The sequence below is a fragment of the Arthrobacter sp. ASL1 genome (assembly GCF_056680475.1).
In genome coordinates, this window is the sequence record NZ_CM155284.1 from 43699 (window position 1) to 65623 (window position 21925).

General features: G+C 68.5%; 22 protein-coding genes. 9 read left to right on the forward strand and 13 right to left on the reverse strand.

What is annotated here, in order from left to right; all coding sequences use genetic code 11:
• Positions 1-60 precede the first annotated feature (60 nt).
• The 5 genes from dxs (at position 61) to AC1MEQ_RS00185 (ending at position 5098) form a co-directional block, all read left to right on the forward strand.
• The gene (gene dxs, locus AC1MEQ_RS00165; RefSeq protein ID WP_479792876.1) at positions 61-2028 is read left to right on the forward strand and encodes a 1-deoxy-D-xylulose-5-phosphate synthase; all 1968 of its coding nucleotides are present in this window, start codon (positions 61-63) and stop codon (positions 2026-2028) included.
• A complete protein-coding gene (locus AC1MEQ_RS00170) occupies positions 2025-2612 on the forward strand; it encodes a DUF402 domain-containing protein (RefSeq protein ID WP_479792878.1) in 588 nt (195 codons plus the stop codon). Before dxs ends, AC1MEQ_RS00170 begins: the two co-directional genes overlap by 4 nt.
• 76 nt (positions 2613-2688) lie before the next feature.
• Positions 2689-3261 carry a hypothetical protein gene (locus tag AC1MEQ_RS00175; RefSeq protein ID WP_479792879.1) on the forward strand — a complete coding sequence of 191 codons (573 nt, stop codon included), beginning with the start codon at positions 2689-2691 and terminating at the stop codon, positions 3259-3261.
• 113 nt (positions 3262-3374) lie between these two features.
• A complete protein-coding gene (locus tag AC1MEQ_RS00180) occupies positions 3375-4349 on the forward strand; it encodes an aldo/keto reductase (protein ID WP_479796185.1) in 975 nt (324 codons plus the stop codon).
• Between the two features lie 11 nt (positions 4350-4360).
• Positions 4361-5098 (forward strand): hypothetical protein, encoded by a 738-nt coding sequence (locus AC1MEQ_RS00185; protein WP_479792881.1) that lies wholly within the window; start codon positions 4361-4363, stop codon positions 5096-5098.
• A 7-nt stretch (positions 5099-5105) separates the two neighbouring features.
• On the opposite strand, the gene AC1MEQ_RS00190 is transcribed toward AC1MEQ_RS00185, so the two are convergent.
• The 6 genes from AC1MEQ_RS00190 to AC1MEQ_RS00215 all read right to left on the reverse strand — a co-directional run bounded on the left by AC1MEQ_RS00190 (position 5106) and on the right by AC1MEQ_RS00215 (position 11585).
• Positions 5106-5534, reverse strand: a complete 429-nt coding sequence (locus tag AC1MEQ_RS00190; RefSeq protein ID WP_479792883.1) for a Rieske (2Fe-2S) protein — start codon at positions 5532-5534, stop codon at positions 5106-5108.
• A gap of 51 nt (positions 5535-5585) precedes the next feature.
• Positions 5586-6032, reverse strand: a complete 447-nt coding sequence (locus AC1MEQ_RS00195; RefSeq protein WP_479792885.1) for a QcrA and Rieske domain-containing protein — start codon at positions 6030-6032, stop codon at positions 5586-5588.
• A 120-nt stretch (positions 6033-6152) separates the two neighbouring features.
• The gene (locus tag AC1MEQ_RS00200; RefSeq protein WP_479792887.1) at positions 6153-8282 is read right to left on the reverse strand and encodes a 3-hydroxyacyl-CoA dehydrogenase NAD-binding domain-containing protein; all 2130 of its coding nucleotides are present in this window, start codon (positions 8280-8282) and stop codon (positions 6153-6155) included.
• A gap of 3 nt (positions 8283-8285) precedes the next feature.
• Positions 8286-9527 (reverse strand): thiolase family protein, encoded by a 1242-nt coding sequence (locus AC1MEQ_RS00205; RefSeq protein WP_479792889.1) that lies wholly within the window; start codon positions 9525-9527, stop codon positions 8286-8288.
• A 134-nt stretch (positions 9528-9661) separates the two neighbouring features.
• The gene (locus AC1MEQ_RS00210) at positions 9662-10954 is read right to left on the reverse strand and encodes an HRDC domain-containing protein (RefSeq protein WP_479792890.1); all 1293 of its coding nucleotides are present in this window, start codon (positions 10952-10954) and stop codon (positions 9662-9664) included.
• A 22-nt stretch (positions 10955-10976) separates the two neighbouring features.
• Positions 10977-11585: a DUF3000 domain-containing protein gene (locus tag AC1MEQ_RS00215; protein WP_479796186.1), complete on the reverse strand. Its 609-nt coding sequence runs from the start codon at positions 11583-11585 to the stop codon at positions 10977-10979.
• A gap of 232 nt (positions 11586-11817) precedes the next feature.
• Here AC1MEQ_RS00215 and AC1MEQ_RS00220 point away from each other — a divergent pair, with 232 nt between their 5' ends.
• On the forward strand, positions 11818-12468 hold the full coding sequence (locus AC1MEQ_RS00220; RefSeq protein WP_479792892.1) for an L-lactate permease: 651 nt from the start codon (positions 11818-11820) through the stop codon (positions 12466-12468).
• On the opposite strand, the gene AC1MEQ_RS00225 is transcribed toward AC1MEQ_RS00220, so the two are convergent.
• Positions 12438-13637 (reverse strand): IS110 family RNA-guided transposase, encoded by a 1200-nt coding sequence (locus AC1MEQ_RS00225; RefSeq protein ID WP_479792894.1) that lies wholly within the window; start codon positions 13635-13637, stop codon positions 12438-12440. The two genes, AC1MEQ_RS00220 and AC1MEQ_RS00225, sit on opposite strands and share 31 nt — an antisense overlap.
• A gap of 302 nt (positions 13638-13939) precedes the next feature.
• Here AC1MEQ_RS00225 and AC1MEQ_RS00230 point away from each other — a divergent pair, with 302 nt between their 5' ends.
• Positions 13940-14761: an L-lactate permease gene (locus AC1MEQ_RS00230; RefSeq protein ID WP_479792896.1), complete on the forward strand. Its 822-nt coding sequence runs from the start codon at positions 13940-13942 to the stop codon at positions 14759-14761.
• On the opposite strand, the gene AC1MEQ_RS00235 is transcribed toward AC1MEQ_RS00230, so the two are convergent.
• The gene (locus AC1MEQ_RS00235) at positions 14758-15651 is read right to left on the reverse strand and encodes a DUF817 domain-containing protein (protein ID WP_479792898.1); all 894 of its coding nucleotides are present in this window, start codon (positions 15649-15651) and stop codon (positions 14758-14760) included. The genes AC1MEQ_RS00230 and AC1MEQ_RS00235 overlap by 4 nt on opposite strands.
• A 123-nt stretch (positions 15652-15774) precedes the next feature.
• Between AC1MEQ_RS00235 and AC1MEQ_RS00240 the strand changes: the two genes are divergently transcribed.
• On the forward strand, positions 15775-16179 hold the full coding sequence (locus AC1MEQ_RS00240; protein WP_479792900.1) for a VOC family protein: 405 nt from the start codon (positions 15775-15777) through the stop codon (positions 16177-16179).
• A gap of 31 nt (positions 16180-16210) precedes the next feature.
• Here AC1MEQ_RS00240 and AC1MEQ_RS00245 read toward each other — a convergent pair whose 3' ends face one another.
• The 4 genes from AC1MEQ_RS00245 to msrB all read right to left on the reverse strand — a co-directional run bounded on the left by AC1MEQ_RS00245 (position 16211) and on the right by msrB (position 20050).
• Positions 16211-17242 (reverse strand): threonine aldolase family protein, encoded by a 1032-nt coding sequence (locus tag AC1MEQ_RS00245; RefSeq protein WP_479796187.1) that lies wholly within the window; start codon positions 17240-17242, stop codon positions 16211-16213.
• A 63-nt stretch (positions 17243-17305) separates the two neighbouring features.
• Positions 17306-18037 (reverse strand): SDR family NAD(P)-dependent oxidoreductase, encoded by a 732-nt coding sequence (locus AC1MEQ_RS00250; protein ID WP_479792902.1) that lies wholly within the window; start codon positions 18035-18037, stop codon positions 17306-17308.
• A 9-nt stretch (positions 18038-18046) separates the two neighbouring features.
• Entirely contained in the window at positions 18047-19438 is a 1392-nt protein-coding gene (locus AC1MEQ_RS00255) for a DUF6421 family protein (RefSeq protein WP_479792904.1), read from the reverse strand.
• A 177-nt stretch (positions 19439-19615) separates the two neighbouring features.
• The gene (msrB, locus tag AC1MEQ_RS00260) at positions 19616-20050 is read right to left on the reverse strand and encodes a peptide-methionine (R)-S-oxide reductase MsrB (protein WP_479792906.1); all 435 of its coding nucleotides are present in this window, start codon (positions 20048-20050) and stop codon (positions 19616-19618) included.
• 108 nt (positions 20051-20158) lie between these two features.
• On the opposite strand from msrB, the gene AC1MEQ_RS00265 reads away from it, so the two are divergent.
• Complete coding sequence (locus tag AC1MEQ_RS00265; protein WP_479792908.1) at positions 20159-21412, forward strand: alpha/beta hydrolase family protein; 1254 nt, start codon at positions 20159-20161, stop codon at positions 21410-21412.
• Here AC1MEQ_RS00265 and ybaK read toward each other — a convergent pair.
• Positions 21409-21921: a Cys-tRNA(Pro) deacylase gene (ybaK, locus tag AC1MEQ_RS00270; RefSeq protein ID WP_479792910.1), complete on the reverse strand. Its 513-nt coding sequence runs from the start codon at positions 21919-21921 to the stop codon at positions 21409-21411. The genes AC1MEQ_RS00265 and ybaK overlap by 4 nt on opposite strands.
• Positions 21922-21925 lie beyond the last annotated feature (4 nt).

A 21925-nucleotide genomic window follows, 5' to 3' on the forward strand; every position in this document is an offset into this window, starting at 1 on the left:
TCGGGGCAGGGGCGGCAGTACGATGGAATGATCTTCCCGGCAGCGAAAGGACCACTCCGCATGGGATTGCTCGAGAGCATCCACGAGCCAGGCGACCTGCGTCACCTGAGCATGCCGCAGCTACAGGAACTCGCGGAGGAGATCCGCACCTTCCTGGTCGCCAACGTCTCCCGGACGGGCGGGCACCTGGGCCCGAACCTCGGCGTCGTGGAACTGACGCTGGGCATCCACCGCGTCTTCGACTCCCCGCGCGACTCCGTGGTCTTCGATACCGGCCACCAGTCCTATGTGCACAAGCTCGTCACCGGGCGCCAGGACTTCTCCACGCTGCGCCAGCAGGGCGGCCTGGCCGGATACCCCGACCGCTCCGAATCCGTGCACGACATCGTGGAGTCCTCCCACGCCTCGTCCTCGCTGTCCTGGGCCGAGGGCATCTCGCGTGCCCGCAAGCTCGCCGGGGAGGGGGACCGCTACGTCGTCGCCGTCGTCGGAGATGGCGCCCTGACCGGCGGGATGGCCTGGGAGGCCGTGAACAACATCGCCGCCGACCCCGACCGCCGGGTCGTCATCGTGGTCAACGACAACGGCCGCTCCTACGCCCCGACCATCGGCGGACTGGCCGAGCAGCTGGCCGGTCTGCGCCAGCGCACCCTGGACAAGGTCCGCACGCACCCGGTCTACGAGGACACCCTGTCCTGGTGGAAGGACCGCCTGCAGCAGGGTGGGGCGGTGAGCCGCTTCACGTACAAGTCGCTGCACGCCACCAAGAAGGGCATCAAGGACTGGTGGGCGCCGCAGGGGCTTTTCGAGGACCTGGGCATGAAATACATCGGCCCGATCGATGGGCACAACCTCGTCGCCGTCGAGGAGGCGCTGCAGCAGGCGCGGAACTACGAGGGCCCGGTCATCGTGCACACGTTGACCGAGAAGGGCCGGGGCTATCCGCCGGCGTTGGCGGACATGGCGGACCAGATGCATTCGGTCGGCGTCATCGACCCGGAGACCGGCGAACCCGTCGAACGTCCGGGCGCCCAATCGTGGACGTCGGTCTTCGGCGAGGAGATCTCCGACATTGCCGATGAGCGCCAGGACATCGTTGCCGTCACCGGGGCCATGCTCATCCCCGTCGGGCTCTCCGCCATGGCCAAGCGCCATCCCGAACGGGTCATCGACGTCGGCATCGCCGAGCAGCACGCCCTGACCAGCGCCGCTGGCATGGCCTTCGGTGGCCTGCACCCGGTGGTCGCGCTCTACGCCACGTTCCTGAACCGGGCCTACGACCAGCTGCTCATGGATGTGGCACTGCACCGCGCCGGTGTCACCATCGTGCTGGACCGCGCCGGGGTCACCGGCCCAGACGGCCCCAGCCACCACGGCATGTGGGACCTGGCGTTGCTGCAGTCGGTCCCCGGGCTGGCCCTGGCCGCCCCGCGCGACGCCACCCGGCTGCGCGAGGAACTGCGCGAGGCCGTCGCCATCAACGACGCACCGACCGTGCTGCGGTTCTCCAAGGGCAGTGTCGGGGCGGAACTCGAGGCCCTCGAACGCCTGGAGGACGGCGTCGACGTCCTGGCCCGTCACGGCGCGGACGAGCGGGACGTGCTCATCGTCGCCGTCGGTTCCATGGCCACGCTCGGGCTGGATGTCGCCGGCCGGCTCGAAGCCCAGGGCGTCACCTCCACCGTCGTGGACCCGCGCTGGGTGTTGCCGGTGGCACGCTCCATCATTGGCTTGGCCGCCCGGCACCGCATCGTGGTGTGCATCGAGGACGGCGTGAAGGCCGGGGGAGTCGGCTCGCGGATCCGCCAGGAAATGCGCGCAGCCGGCGTGGACACCGCTTTGAACGAGGTGGGCCTGCCCGTCGAGTTCCTCCAACACGGTTCGCGCAACCAGGTCCTGGAACGCGTGGGCCTGACCGCCAACCAGATCGCCCAGGACACCCTGGCCCAGGTGCTGGGCACCAAGGTGCCGTTCGCCCGCCCGCTCCCCGGCCAGGAGCTGCCCACCGGCCAGATCCCGCGGCTGTGAGCCTGCCGCAGGGTCTGGCGGCGTCGCCGGAAGGCATCGCGGAGGGCGACCTCGTGATCGCCCGCGCCTGGAAGTACGACGGCGGTGCCCACTGGGTCGTCCCCGGCCGGTACCTGGGCGCCGATCGCCACGGGCACTGGGTCATCCAACCGCAAGGGTCGCTGGTCTCCCGGCCCGGTGCCGGGTTCGCCGCCGAGTCGGACGCCGTCTGCCTCTTCCCGCACCGGGGCGACTGGGTGGCCACCTGCTACGACGAGACGCATCCCGGCGACCTCCGGGTCTACATCGATGTCTCGTCCAACCTCGGCTGGCGGCCGCTGAAGCCGACCGGCTGGGAGTTCAACTCCATCGACATGGACCTCGACGTCGTCCGCTCCACCACCCGCGGCGTCTACCTCGACGACGAGGACGAATTCGCCGAGCATGCCCTCGCCATGGGCTATCCGGAGCCGCTGGCCCGGCGTCTGCGCGCCGCAGCCGAGGACCTGATGGCCCGGGTCCGAGCGGGCGACGAACCGTTCGGCACCACCGCGGACGGCTGGTTCGTGTGCGGACGCCGCCTCATCGCGCAGGCAGTAGGCTAGATGCTGCACCGCGCCGCCGCCGGATACCGGGGCGGGCGGGCCGCGAGAACACCTACGCCATAACCCAGGAGAATGCATGCCCATCCAGCGCACCTACCGCCGTGACGACGACGGGGTCCTGCAGTTCCGCGAGGCCTGGTTCGAACAGGCCGACGGTGAGCCGACCGGCCAGTTCGTGGTCAACCACGGGACCGTTGGGCACCAGTCGACCACCCAGCAGGCAGTTGACGTGGACGCCGAAAAGGGCGCCGGCCTCATGGAGGCCTTCGACCTGCAATGCACCGAGGACGGCTACGCCGAACTCGCCGACGCCGAGCAGTCCTGGGTGATCGCCCAGTACGCGCTCAAGTCCACCGACGGTACCCAGCGCGACGGGTACCTGCGCGACAAGGCCATCGAGGCCCTCCGCGGGCACCTGGCCTGGCGCGGCCTGGGAACCGTGGAATCCAGCGATTTCGTCCCCGGCAAGCTCAACATCCGCATCCTCTCGCCGGAACCGGCCAAGGCGGTCACCGCCATCGCCGTGTGCATCCGCCAGGCCAAGCTCGACTTCACCAAGCTTTCCATCGGCGTGGCACCCCACGCGGAGCCGGAGAACGCGAAGCAGAAGTACCCGATGCCGCCGAAGGGCAAGTTCTCGCTCTCCTGAGCGCGAAAGCCACCACCGCACGGCCACCTAGACCAGATTCTCCGAGAGGACACACCGACGTGAGCAACGCCAGCAACTCCACCCGCGGCACCGCACCGCAAGCGCAGCCCGAAATGGAATACCGTCGGTTGGGCCGGTCCGGCCTCACGGTGTCGGTGGTCGGCCTGGGATGCAACAACCTCGGCCGCAGCGGAACCGCCACCGAGTCGCAACAGGGCAGCGACGCCGTCGTGCATGCCGCCCTGGACGCCGGGATCACGCTGTTCGACACCGCTGACACGTATGGCCGCGAGTCCGGTCTCTCCGAGTCCCGGCTCGGCAAGGCCCTGGGCGGACACCGTGACGATGTCATCGTCGCCACCAAGTTCGGCATGGACACCTCCGGAGCCAACGGGCGTGACTTCGGTGCCCGGGGTTCCCGGCGTTACATCATGCGGGCCGTGGAGGCCTCCCTGGGCCGGCTCGGCACCGACTACATCGACCTGTACCAGTTCCACACCCCCGACCCGCTGACCCCGATCGACGAGACGCTGGCCGCCCTGGACGATCTGGTCGCTTCCGGCAAGGTCCGCTATGTCGGGCACTCCAACCGCGCGGGCTGGCAGATCGCCGAGGCGGAATTCACCGCACGTTCGGGCGGGTACACGCGCTTCGTCTCGAGCCAGAACCACTACAACCTGCTGGACCGCCGTGCCGAACTCGAGGTCCTGCCGGCGTCCGCCGCCTACGGGCTGGGCGTGCTGCCCTACTTCCCGCTGGCCAATGGCCTGCTCACCGGCAAGTATTCCGCCGGCCAGGCGCCCGAAGGCAGCCGGCTGACGCATTCGCGCCAGAACCTGCTGGAGAAGGCCGACTTCGACCAACTCGCGGCGTTGGGCGACTTCGCCGCGGCCCGCGGCCTGACCCCCGTCCAGGTGGCGTTCTCCTGGCTGGCCGCCCAGTCCCCGGTCTCCAGCGTCATCGCCGGGGCCACCCGGATCGAGCAGGTCCGGCAAAACGCGGTGGCGGCCTCGTGGAAGCCGGGCGCCGAGGACCTGGCCGAACTGGACCGGATCTTCCCGCGCGAACCGAAAGTGGCCCTCTTCTAGGGGGGCGCACCATGTCCACGCCGCGGGAGCTCCTCGACGCGACGCCGGATTTCGAACGCTGGGAGGTGTTCTGGGACCGCGGTGCGCGCATCGGCGCGTTGCGCCGGGTCTGGAAGGACTCGGTGCTGTTGACCCGCGTCGCGCTCGAGGGCGAGGCCGGCACCTACCTGGCCGAATCACGCATCCGCTTCGTCCCGGGCATCGATTGGGACCTGAGCTGGTTCCACGCCACGGGCATGGTCGAACCGGTCCTGCTGCATAATCCCGCCAGCTGGACGCACACCGGTAGCCTGCCCGTTGTCGGCGCGACGATCCGTACCCGCGACGAACGCGAACTTCCGCCGGGGGTGACCCGGCACGTTCCCGCCGGGACGTTGCCGGGCTTCGGCGAATACCTGGTCCTGGGCCGGCTGGTCTCCGCCGGGACGCGCATGGCGTCGTGGACCGCGGTCGACGACGAAACCGGTACCTCGCAGGACACCCGGCTGCTGGCTGTCGAAGATGCCGATCCGCCAGCTTACGTCCTCGCCGGCATCGAAGTCCCTGGCGCGATCCTGCGCTACGACCGGGAGGTCGACGGCGTTCGGCAGGCCAGCCATTGGGTCGCCGATGGAGTGGTGGTCGCCAGCGAGTGGGATGGATCCCATTCGATTCCCGTGCAGGACCAGGCGGGATCTGCCGGCTGGGAGGCCATCGCCGGACTGGAGACGGCGAACGCGGACTTCCTCCTGCACGGCGTGCGCCGGTGAGGTCCGCCTACAGGTAGATCATCACGTCCTGGCCGTCGATGGCAGCTGCATAGCGGGTCAAGGGCTTCTTCGCCGGACCGGCCACCCGCGATCCGTCCTCGTGGGAGAACTCCGACCCGTGGCATGGGCACTTGAAGTCGGTCTTGCCCAGGCCGACCGTGCAGCCCTGGTGCGTGCAGACCGCCGTGTAGGCGTAGACGGTGTTCTCGTCCTTGCGCCACAGCAGGTAGTTGTCGCCATTAACCGCCACCGAAGCGCTCGCCCCGACCTTCAGATCCGCCGTCGTGGTGGCCTTCGTCGGCGTCCCACTGGGTTCCGGGACGGGCTCGGTCTTGTTCCCCCCGCCGCACGCAACCAAAGCGGCACCGGTCCCCAGCGCCAACGATCCTCCCAGGACTGCCCGGCGTCCCGTCAAATGGGCTGTGAACTGTTCCATGGGCCCATTGTGGCACCAGGGAGCCGACACCGCGAGAGGCCGGCCTCCGCGCTACGGGTACAGGAGGATCTTTCCGTCGGAGATCTCCGCGGCATACCGGGTCAGGGCACCCCGGGCCGGGCCGGCGTTGGCCGTTCCGTCGTCGGCACTGAAATGCGAATCGTGGCACGGGCAATGGAAGTCGCCCTCGCCCGGACCGACCCGGCATCCGGCGTGCGTGCAGACCGAGGTGTAGGCGAGCACGGTCTTCTCGTCCTTGCGGTAGATGAGGTAGGCGTCCTTGGACCCATCCCGGGCCACATTCACCATGGAACCGACGGGTAGATCGGAGGCATCAGCGACGGTCACCGGGTCGCCGGAGGGTTCGGGAACCGGCTGCGGGTTGTTATCCGGAGCCGCCGAGGATCCGTCGTCGCAGGCGGCCAACGTGGTGGCAGCGCCGACCGCGAGAGTGGATCCCAAAACGAGTCGGCGACATGGTTGCGCGGTGGTACTCATGCCACGATTCTTTCATGGCGGGCTGGGCGGCTGCACCGCATCCGGCGTTCCCGGACGCACCGATGGCGGGGCACCCCGGGCTACCCCGCCATCGGCGGCCGTGCTGTGAAGGACCCGGTGTCAGGCCGTGTGGAACCGCGCCCCACGAACGCGCTCGGAGGCGCCGACACGATCCAGGTACGGGGTGATCCCACCCAGGTGCATCGGCCAGCCCGCACCGAGGATCATGCACAGGTCGATGTCCTCGGGGCCGGCAACGACGCCCTCGTCGAGCATCATGCCGATCTCCTGCGCCAGTGCATCCTGGGTGCGGACCAGCAGCTCCTCGGAGGTACTGGGGGAGTCGCCGAACTTCAGCAATGCGAGGGTGGACTCCGGGATCGACTGCGTTCCGTCGTCGTTCTTGGCCCAGAGTGACTTCAGTCCGTTGTCGATCAGCGCCTGCTGGTTGGCGGAAACGCGGAAGCGGTCGCCGAAGGCCGCATGCAGCGATTCGGTGACGTGCTGGGCGACCGGGATACCGACCATGGCCAGCAGGGTGAACGGGCTCATGGGCAGGCCCATGGGTCGCAGGGCGTTGTCCGCGACGTCGGCGGGGGTGCCGTCGTCGAACGCGTTGGAGACCTCGCCCATCAGCCGCAGCAGCACCCGGTTGACCACGAACGCCGCCGAGTCCTTGACCAGCACTGCGGTCTTGCGCAGCTGCTTGGCCACGGCGAAGGCGGTCGCCAGCACGACGTCGTTGGTCTTGGGGGCGCGCACGATCTCGATCAACGGCATCACGGCCACCGGGTTGAAGAAGTGGAAGCCGACGACGCGTTCGGGGTGCTTCAGGTCGGCTGCCATTTCCGTCACCGATAGGGACGAGGTGTTGGTGGCCAGGATGCACTCGGGGGAGACCACGGCCTCCACTTCCGCGAAGACCTGTTTCTTGACCTGGAGTTCCTCAAAGACCGCCTCGATGACCAGATCGGCGTCGGCGAAGGCGTCCTTGGTGACGGAGCCGGTGACGAGCCCCTTCGTCCGGTTGGCGGCGTCGGCGGAGATGCGCTTCTTGGCCAGCAGCTTGTCGACCTCGCCGTGGATGTAGGCCAGTCCCTTGTCGACCCGCGTCTGGTCGATGTCGGTGATGACCACCGGGACCTTCAACGCCTTGGCGAACAGCAGGGCGAACTGCCCGGCCATGAGCCCGGCGCCGACGACGCCGATCTTGGTGACCGGGCGGGCCAGCTGCGCATCCGGTGCGCCGGCCGGGCGCTTGGCGCGCTTCTGCACCAGGTCGAGGAATGCGTAGACCGTGTCCTGGAACTGGGGCGTCTGCATCAGTTCTGTCAGCGCGGCGCACTCGAGTTTCGCGGATTCGGGCTGGCTGATCGTCTTCCCGGCCTCGAAGACGTCGAGGACCTTGCCCGGTGCCGGTGCGGCGTTCGCGGTCTTCGCTTCCACGAAGGCCCGCGCCTTGGCGGCGGCAGCGTCCCAGCGCTCCGCCACCGACGCGTCGGTCAGGGGGTCGACCGCGTTCGGGCGCTCGACGGCTGCGCCGGAGAGGACCGTGTCGGCCCAGGCCAGGGACTGCTCGACGAAGTCGGCCGGTTCGAAGGCGGCGTCCGCGATGCCCAGCTGGTGGGCAGTGGTCCCGTTGAGCGAGCGGTTGTTGTTCAGCGGGTTCTCGATCATGACGGTCATGGCGGCCTCGGGGCCGATCAGGCGCGGCAGCCGGTAGACGCCGCCCCAGCCGGGTACCAGCCCGATGAAGGCCTCCGGCAGCCCGATGCCGTTGGCTCCGGTGGAGACCGTGCGGTAGGTCGAGGCCAGGGCGATTTCCAGGCCGCCACCGAGGGCCACGCCGTTGATGAAGACGAAGGTCGGGACCCCCAGATCGGCCAGCAGGTCGTACGCGGCATGCCCGAGTTCGGCCATGAGCCCGCCGCTGTCGGAGCTCTTCAGGGTCTTCACGGTGGTCAGGTCGGCGCCGGCCACGAGGAAGTGCGGCTTGCCGGTGACGGCCAGTGCGTCGATATCCCCGGCGGCGGCGCGTTCCTGCTGGCGGGAGAGTTCCCGGCCGAGCTCGATGAGGGTCGCCGGACCCAGCGTTGTCGGCTTGGTGTGGTCCAATCCGTTGTCCAGGGTCAGCAGGGCGAGCGTCTTGCCGGAGGGCAGTCGGACGTCGGAGACCAGGGTGTGGGTGACGATCTCGTCCGGGACCTGCCCGGCGAGTACCCCGAAGCGGTCAAAATCCTGTGCAGCCATGTCTCAGGCGTCCTTTTCGTAGTCGGCGTGGTGGGGGTTTTCCCAAATGACGGTGCCGCCCATGCCGAGACCGACACACATGGTGGTCAGGCCGTAGCGTACGGAGGGGTCGGCTTCGAATTGGCGGGCCAGCTGGTTCATCAGGCGGACGCCCGAGGAAGCCAGCGGATGCCCGACGGCGATGGCCCCACCATAGCGGTTGACGCGCGGATCGTCGTCGGCGATGTCGTAGTGGTCCAGGAAGGAGAGCACCTGCACGGCGAAGGCCTCGTTGATCTCGAACAAGCCGATGTCCTTGATGGAGAGTCCGGCCTGGGCGAGCGCCTTCTCCGTGGCCGGTACCGGGCCGATGCCCATCACCTGGGGTTCGACGCCGGCGAAGGCATAACCCACCAGGCGCATCTTCGTGGTCAGGCCCAGTTCCTCGGCGGCTTCCGAAGAGGTCAACAGGGCCGCGGTGGCACCATCGTTGAGTCCTGCCGCATTGCCCGCGGTGACATGGCCGTGCGCACGGAATGGCGTGCGGAGGGAGCCCAGGTCCTCCAGCGTGGTGCCCGGTCGTGGTGGCTCGTCGACGGAGTTCAGCGCCCAGCCTTCGCCGGGTCGCCGCGTGGCCACGGGTACGAGGTCGGGCTGGATGTTCCCCGCGTCGTAGGCGGCGGCCAGCTTGGCCTGGCTGGCGACGGCGTAGCGGTCGGCGCGTTCCTTGGTGATGGCCGGAAAGCGGTCATGCAGGTTCTCTGCGGTGTTCCCCATGTTCAGCGCAGCCGGGTCGACCAAACGCTCGGAAATGAAACGGGGGTTTGGATCCGCGCCGGCCCCCATGGGGTGGTTGCCCATGTGCTCGACACCGCCGGCGATGACGACGTCGTAGGCACCGAAGGCAATCGAGCCCGCACTGGTGGTCACGGCGGTCATGGCGCCGGCGCACATCCGGTCGATGGCGTACCCGGGGACCGACTGCGGCAACCCCGCCAACAGGGCAGCGGTGCGGCCGATCGTCAGGCCCTGGTCGCCGGTCTGCGTGGTCGCCGCAATCGCCACCTCGTCGATGCGTTCGGGCGGCAATCCGGGATTGCGGCGCAGCAGGTCCCGGATGCATTTGACCACGAGGTCATCGGCCCGCGTGCCTTGGTAGATGCCCTTGTCGCCGGCCTTGCCGAAGGGGGTGCGGACGCCGTCCACGAAGACGACGTCACGGACCTGCCGATGGCGTGGCAGCGCGCGTGCGGTGGTGGGGCTCACTGGAGTGACTCCTTGCGTGGAATGAATGTGATCCACTCCATATGTTACCGGCGGGTAACTAATGCTGCAAGAAAGCCAGCGGGAGTCCCGGGCGGAACGCGGCGGGGTGCGGCGGGGGTGGTGACGCCGGGCGGTCAGGCCCGCGAGGCGGCACCCTTCCGGGGCAGGGGCTCGGGGTCCAGGAAAGCCACGGTGATGATGGGAGCGGTCTGCTCCACCTGCCACGGGCGGGCGCCAAGTTCTTCGAGTCCGGCCGTGATCGACTCGGGATCGATGCGTGTCGGCGGCCGCCAGGCAATGCGGCGCAGCGTATCCGGAGTCAGGAGATTCTCGATCGGCATGTCCAGTTCCTCGGCCCGCCGGGCGATGCGTGGCTTGGCCGTGGTGAGCCGGCGGGCTGCAGCCTCGTCCTTGTCGGCCCACGTGCGGGGCGGCGGGGGAGCCGATGAAGGGATATGCATCGGCGGCAGGTCCTCTTCGGTGCGGGCCTGCTGGAGGCAGCGCAACCAACGCGGGGCTTCCTTGCTGGCCGCGCGCCCGTGGAAGCCGGGCGTCTTCAACATCTGGGGAACGGTGGACGGCATGGCCTTGGCGGCAGCGATGAGGGCCGCGTCGGGGATCAGCCGGCCCGGTGCCACATCACGGTTTTCCGCCAGGGATTCGCGTTCGGACCACAGTGCCCGCACCGCTGCCAGTTGGCGGCGGTCGCGGAGCTGGTGGAGTCCGGAGGTGCGCCGCCAGGGATCCACCCGTGCGGCCGGTGCCTCTGCTGTCCGGATGGCCTCGAATTCCTGCAGGGCGAAGTCCAGCTTGCCGGCGTCCCGGAGCAGGTCGATCAGTGCCAACCGCAACTCATCGAGGACTTCGACATCCAGCGCGGCATACCGCAACCACGGCTCGGGTAGGGGTCGCGTGGACCAATCGGCGGCGGAGTGCTCCTTGGCCAGCCTGAGGTTCAAGAGTGATTCGACGATGGGTCCCAGCCCGACGCGGGGCAGGCCCGCGAGCCGGCCTGCCAGCTCGGTGTCGAACAAGGCATCTGGGCGCATGCCCAACTCGCCGAGGCAGGGCAGGTCCTGGGTGGCGGCGTGGAGGATCCATTCGGCTCCGGACAACGCCTCGTTGATCGGGAGCAGGTCCTCGAACGGGACGGGATCGATCAGCCAGGTGCCGGCGCCCTCACGACGGAGCTGGACGAGAAATGCCCGCTGGCCATAGCGGAACCCGGAGGCCCGTTCGGCGTCGACGGAGACAGGTCCGGTTCCGGCAGCCAGGGCACGCGCCGCGCGCCGGAGGCCCGCGTCGGTATAAACCACCGGGGGGACGCCATCGCGGGGTTCCGTCAGTGGGGTCGGCTCGGGCGCCGGTGGGGCCAGATCCCCGACGTCGGGGGTTTCGGGGAGGCTGTCGGTGCGCGAATCGGTCATGATGGAACCAATTCTAGTTGATTTAGTTCCTGCGCCGCAGGGGCAGCGCCGTCACGCCCTCCGGAAGGGGTGGCAACCCGGCGAACGTGCAGACCATGTCGTTCCACGCTTCCAGGTGGGCGCGGACGTCGGAACCATCAGGTGTCCAGGAGGCCCGCAGTTCGATGTCGATCGTTTCCGGGCGTTGCTGGAGGCTGCCGAAACTCTGCGACAACATCCGTGTTGCGGTTCCGCCGGCTTCGGAATAGCGGGCATTGTTCTCGTGCAGGGCGTCGAGCAACCAGGTCCAGGCCACCGATCCGAGCATCTGGTCATTGCCCATTGCGGCATCGAGCTGGGCGCGGATATAGGTGACGATGCGGAAGGTGCCCTTCCACAGGTCCGAACCTGCTGGATCATGGAGCAGGATGAAGCGTCCAGTCGCCAGCTCGTCATCCTGATTGAGGGTGCGGGCTTCCGCCAATGCGGCCGCGGCCGGGCCGTGGAGTGATCCGTGGCCGGCAGCGGGCGGTTCGAACACCTCGGCCGACAGGGCCACCGCGAACGGGGCAAGCCGGGCCGGAGCCGGGATTTCGGCCAAACGCATTTCGGCACGGCAGTCCGCCTGACGGAGCGCGGACAGCGCTGTCATGAAGTCGGGGGGAACCTGTGCCAGGTTGCCAAGAGCGGTCACGTTCCCGAGTCTAGGGCCGGGCATCGGAGGCGGCCGGAAGGCACGCCGTTGCGCGGACGCCTCACAGATAGCCGAGCCCAGCCGCATGCCCGCGACGTGCGAGAAGGTGCATCCCGTGTACTACGGTCGGTGGAGAGCCTGGTGCTCCCCGGCTTGGCCGGGCCATGGAGGGAACCGAGGGAGGTTTGCCATGCCTGCGGTCGCAGCAGCGATACCCATCGTCTTGGCGGTAGTCCTGTTCTTCCTGGGCGTCCGGGCCACACGTATCGCCGTCTGGTCGTTGGGCGTCGGCATCGTCGTCGCTGTGGGGTTCTTCCCGACAGCCCCGTCGGTGGTCCTGGCGTCCCTGGCCCAGTTCTCCCCGACCATCATCGAGATCATGCTGATTCTCTATGCAGGGGTGCTGCTGAGCCGGATCCTGTCCAGCACCGGTGCCATGGCAGCCATATCCGGTTGGCTGCAGACCAGCGCCCCGTCCCGGCGGGCCGGGACCGTGCTGGTGGTCTTCGGGCTGGTGCCGTTTGCCGAATCGGTAACGGGTTTCGGCATAGGAGTTACCGTCGGCGCGCCGATCCTGAGGATGCTGGGACATTCGGTGCCCCGGACCACGCTTTTCTCGTTGTTGGGTCTTCTCGCAGTGCCGTGGGGTGCCCTCGGACCGGGAACGCTGTTGGCCTCGGAACTGTCGGGGACCTCGCTGACAGAGGTCGGCGTACGATCCGCCCTGTTGTCCCTACCTGCCATGCTCGGGACCGCGGCGCTCCTGACATTCCTGCTGCGCCACGACGGGGGGTGTCCCTATGTTTTTCGTCAAGCGGCTACGGGGGTCTTTTCCTCGTAAAGGGTGCCGTTCTTGATCATTGAGTAGAGCACGTCGCAGCGTCGTCTTGCCAGACACATGATGGCCGCGTTGTGCTTCTTCCCCTCGGCGCGTTTGCGCTGGTAGTAGGCAATGGAGATCGGATCGTGGCAGCTGGCCACCCAGGCCGAGCGGAACAAGGCATTCTTCAACGCCTTGTTCCCCGACCTGGACGGGTGCTCACCATGGATCGAAGTGCCCGAATACCGCGATGTCGGAGCGATTCCGGCGTATGCGGCCAGGTGTGCGGCGTCCTTGAACCCGGTGCCGTCTCCGATGGCCAGGAGCACTGTTGCCGCGGTCTTGATGCCGACTCCTGGCATGGAGATCAAGACCTTGGAAAGAGGGAAGTCATCAACCAGCTTCTCGACCTCGGTGGCCAGGATCGCCCGCTGGGCCTTGAGTTCCTTGATCTGGGCCGCCACCCGGGGCACGACGATTTCCACCGCCGCGGTGCCGGCGACGGTCACCGACTGCTCGGCCAGGGCGGTGAAGATCTCCTCGATGAGTCCGGTGGGGTCCTTACGGGAATGGTTACGGGCAAACCGCAGCACGTTGCCCTTGCCGGCGGCCCGCAGCCCGGTGGGGCCGCCGTAGTGGATGAAGAGCTCCAGTACGAGGGGGCGGGTGATCCTCGTTTCCGGGAAGACCCTCTCCAGCGCGGGGAAGATCTGCAGCAGCAGGCCGCGCAGCCGGTTGATGGCACGGGTGCATTCGTGGGTCAGGTCGGCATCGAAGCCGGCGAGGACCTTCAGCGCGGAGAGGACCTCGCTGTCGCGGTCCACCTGGCGCAGGGTATGGGGCATCGAACGGGCCGTGTTCGCGATGATGAATGCATCACGGGAATCAGTTTTGGACTTACCCGGATAGAGGTCAGCGGCCTTGCGCATCGCGAGTCCGGGTAGGTAGGCGACTTCGCAGCCGGCATCGCGGGCTACCGCGATGGGCAGGGCCCCGATGGTGTTGGGCTGGTCCACGATGACCAGTACTCGTCCGTGGGCCTGGAGCCCGTTGAAGACCTCTCGTAGTTTCGCCTCGTCCTGTGGCAGCGGATGGTCGAAGAGTCGACCGCCGTCCCGGTCCAGGGCCGTTGCGTGGTGGCCTGACTTGCCGACGTCGAGTCCGCAGAACACGGCGATGTGGTTGTTCATGGTGGCGCTCCTTTGCACCGTGCGGTTGGCCGCCTGTCACGACACCCGATGCCACACCCACGTTACGAAGAGACCACGGATTCTGACTTCCGGGCCATGTCCCTATCAGCGGTCAACGCGTGTCTCCAGGCCCGGCGACAACACCCCCCGGATCATGAGTGACACGGCAGGACAGTCATACCGAGCCTGGCGACCAAACCCCGTTTATCGGGGTCCTATAAATGTAACGGGCGGGCCGCCTGTTCGCCGGTGCGGCCGGCAGCGCAGCGCTCCTCTGGCTCGGGATCCTTGGGGCCAACCTCGTGGTGGGGACCCCGCTGGCCGGGGTCCTGGGCTCGCTGTTGCCGATAGCCGTGCACCTGCTCGTATACCGCTGGCGGGGCAGCCTCGTTCCTGCCGGCTGGGTCGTGGTTCGGGCGGCGGTGCCCTATGCGGTCATGGCTGGGGGCCTGCTGGCGGCCCGCGGCATCACCGCACAGCTGGAGCCGAACCTGCTCGTGCGTGCTGCCAGCAGCCCCGCCATCTGGCTCGTGGTGGCGTGCCTGGCGGCCCACTTCGGCCCGGGACAGCGCGATGGGTCCGCCGGCCGCGACGGGGCACGTTTCGACCACCGCGCGGCGGCGGCCTACCGCAGCTGGAAGCCTGTAGGCATCGTGACCCTCTGCTTCACGGTGCTTGGATCCCTGCTCGCGGCGACCGGCATGGGTGCCGCGCTGGGTGCGGCCCTGGCCAGGATGGGCGGCAGCTACCTGATCCTCGCGCCCTCGGTGAATGCACTGGCGGGATTCATCACCGGGTCGAACACTGCAGCCAATGCCATGTTGACGGTCACCCAGGCCCAGGTCGCCACCGAGCTGGGCAGTTCGGTCCTCCAGATCGTCGCCGTCACCAATGTGGCTGCTTCCCTGGCCACGATGGCCGCCCCATCGCGCCTCCTGCTCGCCTATGAGCTGGCCAAGGCGACGCCGGCTCCTGCGGTGACCACCCCCGGAGGGCCTACTGCCGCAGGCCCCGCTGCCGCCGATTCCGAATCCCGGGTCAACCGATGGGTCCTGCCCCGGGTCTTCGCCCTGGTGGCGTCGGTGTCGCTGCTTCTCGGACTCGCCACGTGGTGGATGGCCTAGCCGGTCTTGTTGAGCGTGTCCGTCGCCACGAGGGCGGGCTCCGGTGCTTCCGGCGGGTAGACCCACGTCACCAGAACCACCGAAATGATCATCAGGAGCAGCCAGGAGCCCAACTTGGCCACGGAGACCAACTGCCAGCCCGCAAGCTGGTCGGGGTAGGCCCAGGCATTGGACCAGGTGGCGATGTTCTCGGCGAGCCAGATGAACACGGCCACCAGGAGGAAGGCCAGGACCAGCGGCATGCGCAGGCGCACGCGGAAAACCCGGAAGTGCATCCAGCAACGGGCGAACACCACCAGGACGGCAGCCAGCAGCGGCCAGCGCAAATCCCAGATGTAGTGGTGGGTGAAGAAGTTCAGGTAGATGGCCGTGGCCAACAGGGCAGTGACCCACCGGCGCGGATAGCGGTCGAATCGCAGGTCGAAGAGGCGGAACACGCGGACCATGTAGGAGCCGACGGCCGCATACATGAAGCCGCTGTACAGCGGGACGTTGCCCAGGTGGAGGAACCCCTCGCCCTGGTAGATCCAAGAGCCGACACTGGTCTTGAACAGCTCCATTCCGGTACCCACCAGATGGAACAAGATGATGACCCGCAGCTCCCGCAGGGTTTCCAGTCGGAACGCCACCATGAGGACCTGGATGACGATGGCTGCCAGTGTGACGGCGTCGTTGCGGGCCAGGGAGATGCCGTCGGGGTACCAGAGGCGGGTCGCGAAGAGCACGGCCAGCATCGCGGCGCCAAAGACGCATGCCCACGCCTGCTTGAGCGTGAAGACGGCGAGCTCGACGAGGATCCTGGCCCCCGTGCTCTGCGGGAACCTCGCAATCACCCGATGGGCGGCGGCGTCGATCCGCTGCTCGAGTGGTGTGGTGGTACTCCCGTTCACCAGGGTCTCCTTCGCTGGGCCGATGAGGGAAACCTACCGTAAACGGGCAACTGCGCAGGCATCCTGTCCGGCCGGGGCAGACCGGTCTACGCTGGGGCCAGTACACGGGAAAGGGGCCAGGCCATGGCCACTGTCAGGGTCCGTTACATCGTCGACGATGTCGATGCAGCCCTGGAGTTCTATTGCGGCGAGCTGGGCTTCACCGAGGACATGCATCCGGCGCCGACTTTCGCCATGCTGTCCCGTGGCGGACTCCAGCTGGTGCTCAGCGCGCCGGGCGGACCCGGCGGCGGTGGGAGCGACATGCCCGATGGCAGCCGTCCGGGGCCGGGTGGGTGGAACCGGTTCGTGCTGGAGGTCCGGGACCTGGATGACACCGTGGCCATCCTCCGCCGGCACGGGGTGGGGTTCCGCAACGACGTCGTCACCGGCATGGGCGGGCGGCAAATCCTGGTCACGGACCCCTCCGGCAAACTGGTCGAGCTCTTCGAGCCGACGATCCCCGCGGCGTATCTCGCCGGCGACTGATGTGCCGACGGCGGCGCGGTTTCCGGCCGTTCTAACCGGCGGCAACCTCCGCGCGGATGGCCGCGGCGAAGCGGTCCACGTCCTCCTCGGTGGTGTCGAAACCACACATCCAGCGCACTTCCCCGGTGGCTTCGTCCCAGTCGTAGAACCGGAAGTCCTCCCGGACGCGGTCAGCGGCGGCCGAGGGCAGCTTTGCGAACACGGCGTTGGATTCGGTCGGCTGGGTGACCTCCAGCCCGTCGATGTCCTCGACCGCGGCGCGCAGTCGTTGGGCCATGGCGTTGGCGTGGGAGGCCGAACGCAGCCAGAGGTCGCCCTCGTAGAGCGCGATGAGCTGCGCGGAGATGAAGCGCATCTTGGAGCCGAGCTGCATGTTCATCTTGCGCAGGTACTTCAGGCCGCTGGCAGCCTCCGGATCCAGGACGACGATGGCCTCGCCGTACATCAGCCCGTTCTTGGTGCCGCCCATGCTCAGGATGTCGATGCCTGCGTCGCGGGTGAAGGCGCGGAAGGGAACGCCCAGTGCGGCCGCGGCGTTGGACAGCCGTGCGCCGTCCATGTGGACCTTCATGCCCCGTTCGTGGGCGTGGGAGGTGATGGCCTTCAGCTCCTCCACCGTGTAGAGGGTGCCGAGCTCGGTGGACTGGGTCAGCGACACGGCCAGCGGCTGGGCGCGGTGCTCGTCGCCCCAGCCCCAGGCCTCGCGGTCGATCAGTTCCGGGGTCAGCTTGCCATCGGGCGTGGGCACGGAGAGCAGCTTCATCCCGCCGATGCGCTCCGGGGCACCGTTCTCGTCGACGTTGATGTGCGCGGTATCGGCGCAGATGACAGCGCCCCAGCGGGGGAGTACTGACTGCAAGGAGGTCACGTTGGCGCCGGTGCCGTTGAAGACCGGGAAGGCCTCGGCGGCGGGGCCGAAGTGCGAGAGGATCACATGGCCGAGACGTTCGGTGTATTCGTCCTCGCCGTAGGCGATCTGGTGCCCGCCATTGGCGGCATTGATGGCTTCCAGGACTTCCGGGTGGACGCCGGAGTAGTTGTCCGATGCGAAACCGCGGACCATGGTGTCGTGCAGGGAAGTGCTCACGTTTATCCTCAGGAGTTGCTGGCGGGAAGTGGATTCAGTCTATGCCCGGGGCACCAGTGACAGCCGGGTGCCGTTCAGTGCCGCGGCGTCCGCGTCGAACAAGCCGGCGACCGCGGTTCCGAAGTCGGCCACGTCGGTGAAACCGGCGAAGTCATTGTCCGGCTCCCGGCGGCGGGCTGCGGGGTCGACGAAGGCCTTGATGACCAGCACGACGGCGGCCGAATGCTGGGCGACGGGGTCCGACTTCTTGCCGGACTGGGCCGCCCGCAGGCCGGCCGCGGCAGCCATGGTCCAGGCCTCGGCCGCAGCCTTGGCGGCGACGTAGTTCGCCCCGGAGCCGGTGGGGTGCTGGACGGCGGTCGCGGAGACGACCGCCAGGCGCCCCACCGGCGAGGCGGCGATGTCGGCGTAGAAGGCCCGGGAGGTGTTGCGCAAGGTGGTGACCACGTTGCGGTGCAGGAAGTCGTAGTCCTCGTCCGACTGCCCGGCCAGCCCCTTGCCGCCGCGCCATCCGCCGACGAGGTGGATGAGCCCGTCGAGGGCGCCGAAATCGCCGTGGATCCGGTCGGCCAGTGCGTTCGTGGCCGCCGGATCCGCCAGGTCGGCGGCGTACCGTGCCGCGGCGAAGGGCAGGCGCTCGGCGAGCCGCTCGGCACTGGTGCCGGCGACGAGGACCCGGGCACCGGCGTCGTGCAGGGCCTGTGCGGCGGCGACGCCGGAGGCGGAGGTGGCTCCGGCGATGAGGACGGTGGGGGACTGCGCGGTGGTCATGGGTGCAGTCTAGGCCGCGGCCGGCTCATCGGCTGCGGTGATGCCCAGGGTGGACTCGATGACCGGCTTCATCTTCTTGTCCAGCGCCTCGTAGAACATTGAGAGCGGGAACTCGTCGTCCAGGACCTGGTTGGTCATCTCCTTCAACGGTTCCGTCAGCGGCAGCGCGTCCTTGCCCTTGGCCCAGACCGAGGCAGGGTGCGGGGTGACGGTCGCGGTGACGAGCTCGTAGGCGGCCAGCCAGTGGGCGAGCTTCGGGCGGTCGATGGAGCGCCAGTAGAGCTCGTCGATGGCATCGCCCAGGGCGCAGACGACGTCCGGGACGGCATCCCAGTCGATGGTGAGCTTCGTGTCGGTCCAGTGCAGGACGTGGTGCTGGTGCATCCAGGCGAAGAGCAGCTGTCCGCCCAGTCCGTCGTAGTTGCGTACCCGGTTGCCGGTGATGGCGAAGCGGAAGATGCGGTCGAAGATGACCGCGTACTGCACCAGCCGGGCGTGGCGGGCGGCCTCGGGTGCGGAGTCCGGGTTGGCGGCGATCTTGACGCATTCGCGGAACGCGGTCAGGTCGCAGCGCAGCTCCTCGAGCGAGTAGAGGAAGAAGGGCATGCGCTGCTTGATCATGAACGGGTCGAAGGGCAGGTCCCCGCGCATGTGGGTGCGGTCGTGGATCATGTCCCACATGAGGAACGTCTCCTCCGCCAGGCGCTGGTCCGCGACCAGTTCGGCGGCCTCGGCGGGCAAGTCGAGGCTGGTGATCTCGGCGGCGGCGGCGACGACGCGGCGGTAGCGGGCCGCCTCGCGGTCCTGGAAGATGGCGCCCCAGGTGAACGCCGGGGTCTCGCGCATGGCGACCGATTCGGGGAAGAGGACAGCGGAGTTGGTGTCGTAGCCGGGGGTGAAGTCCAGGAAGCGCAGCGGGACGAAGAGCCGGTTGGAATAGGCCCCGGCCTCGAGTTCGGCAATGAAGTCGGGCCAGATGACCTCGACCAGCAGGGCCTCCACGAAGCGGTTGGCCGAGCCGTTCTGCGTGTACATGGGGAACACGACCAGGTGGCGCAGCCCGTCGACGCGGTCCAGCTGCGGCTGGAATGCCTGCAGCGCGTCGAGGAAGTCGGGGACGCTGAAGCCGGCGTCGGCCCAGGCCCGGAAGTCCTCCACGACGTGGTCCAGGTAGGCTCCGTCGTGCTCGAAGTGGTGGCGCAGCCCGGCGATGGCAGTGGTGATGGTGGCGGTCAGTTCAGCGGCCCGGGCGTGGTCGGCCGGTTCGGGGACCGAACCGTCCTTGACCTGTAGTTCCTGCAGTGCGGTGGCCGCTGCCTTCAATTGAAGCCAGGCCGGGTCGCGGGCGAGGTCGCCGTCGTGTCCGGTGTGGGTGTCGTGCGTGATGGTTGCCTGGGACATCGTCCTGCACCTCGAATCGTCTCCGGGGCCGCGCCGGTTGCTGCGGCCTGCTGCCGTGATGGTCTTTCCAGCGTAGGAGAGATCAAGCAGCACTGGCGTCGAGATGGAACGAGCCTAAGAATCCGTCATGCTCGGGAGCCGGGGCGGACGCCGCAGGCCCAGCGGACGTCGCGCTCCCTAGGCCTGGGCGGGACGCAGGTTCAGCGAGACGGAGTTGATGCAGAACCGCTGGTCCGTGGGGGTGTCGTACCCCTCGCCCTCGAAGAGATGGCCCAGATGCGAATCGCACGTGGCGCACCGCACCTCGACGCGCTCCATGCCCAGGGTCGAATCGTGCAGGTACCGCACGGTCCCCTCGGCCAGCGGGGCGTAGAAGGAGGGCCAGCCGCAGTGCGAACCGAACTTCTCCTTGCTGGTGAACAGCTCGGCACCGCAGGCGCGGCAGGCGTAGACGCCCTCGGTCGTCGAGTCCCAGTACTCGCCGGTGAAGGGCCGTTCGGTTCCCGCCTGGCGCAGCACCTGGTACTCCTGCGGCGTCAGCTCTTGCTTCCATTCGTCGTCGGTCTTGACCACGGGGACGGCTGGGGCGTTCGAATCAGAAAATGTACTCACACCCACCCCAACGTCCCGGACCGCCGGGTCATTCCCGAACGAGCCGCGCAGCCGGCGCCGACCGCGCCGGAACTTGGCCGCGAACCGATGACTTGCAATGATGGGGTCATGCGCGAGTACACGTCGACCGCCGCCCCTGCCGAGACCAAGGCCCCCCTGCTGCGGTGGGCCGTGCTGGGTGCCGGCGTGGGCGTCGCGGCCGGATCCCTGCTGGCGGCCAGCGCCTCGGCACTGGCCGGATACTTCGCCCGTCAGGTGGTGACCCCGGGCCGCAAGACCGAGGACCTGGCGATCCTCGCCGTCGTGCGCGGTGCCGAGGGGCTCGAGGTGATCCTGCCGGCCACCGCGGAAACCACCGCCCCCGGAACGTATTCGCTCTACTTCCAGGTCGGCCGCGGCCATGCCCGGATCGGCGAGGTCCTCTCCTTCGCCCCGGCCGAGGGCACCGTCGCCCGTCGCGTCGAGCACGTCTACGCCGGGGAACTGGCCACCGCGGTGCGCGGCTGGTGGTCCGGCGTCGTCTACGAGACCCCCGAGGACGCCGGCGTCACGGCCGAGCGCGTCGGGATCCCCACCCCCGTCGGCGAGGCCCCGGCCTGGCTGGTCGGCGGGACGGCCCGGCCCGACACCTGGGCGATCATGGTGCACGGGCGGGGCGCCTCGCGCACCGAGGGGCTGCGCGCGCTCGCCACCACCGGCGACCTGGGCATCACCTCGCTGCTGATCTCCTACCGGAACGACGGCGTGGCCCCCTTCGCCGCGGACCAGCGCTACGGGCTGGGCAGCACCGAATGGGAGGATGTCGAAGCGGCCATCGACTTTGCCTTGGCCCAGGGGGCCCGCGACATCATCCTCATGGGCTGGTCCATGGGGGCGGCGATCTGCCTGCAGGTCGCGGACCGTTCACGGCACAAGCGCCACATCCAGGCGCTGGTGCTCGACGGGCCGGTGGTGAACTGGATCGACGTGCTGCTGCACCAGGCGAAGGTCAACCGCATACCGGAGGCCGTGGGCCGGATGGGGCAGTGGATGCTGTCCAACCGGGCCGGCCGTGCCATCACCGGGCTGGCCACCCCGCTGGACCTCAAGGCGCTGAACTGGATTGCCAAGGCCGACCAGTTGCGGGTCCCGACGCTGATCCTGCATAGCGAGGACGACGATTTCGTCCCCGTCGGCCCCTCGGCCCAGTTGGCCGAGCTCAATCCGGACATGGTCACGTTCGAACGCTTCACCGTGGCCGGCCATACCCTTGAATGGAACGTCGACCCGCAGCGCTGGGAAAGCACGGTCACCGAGTGGCTGGCCCGGATGATGCGGGCTCCGCGACCCGGTGCCGGCCAGGGCGGCCGATCCGCCGGCTAGGACCCGGCCAGCGGTGCCGTCACCGCGCCCGCCAGGCGGATCAGGTCGTCCGGGGCCAGCTCGATTTCCAGCCCCCGGCGCCCGCCGGAGACGAAGATGGTTGCCCAGGTGGCCGCTGATTCATCCAGCAGGGTGGGGGAGCGGTGGCGTTGCCCCAGCGGCGAGATCCCGCCGAGGACGTAGCCGGTGCGGCGCTGGGCATCGGCCGGATCGGCCATCCAAACCTTCTTGGCGCCCAGCGCCGTGGCCGCCGCCTTCAGGTCCAACGACCCGTTGACCGGCACGATGGCCACCGCCAGGGCATCGGCGCCACCGCGACCGGTGTCGAGAAGCAGGGTCTTGAACACCCGGGCGGGGTCCACCGCCAGGGACTTGGCGGCCTCCATCCCGTACGACGGCGCCGCCGGGTCATGGGCGTAGGCGTGCGTCATATAGGCCACGTCCCCGGCATCCAGGGCCAGGGTGGCCGGCGTCCCGGAAACTTCATGGCGGCGGTGGGCCCTGGACATCGTT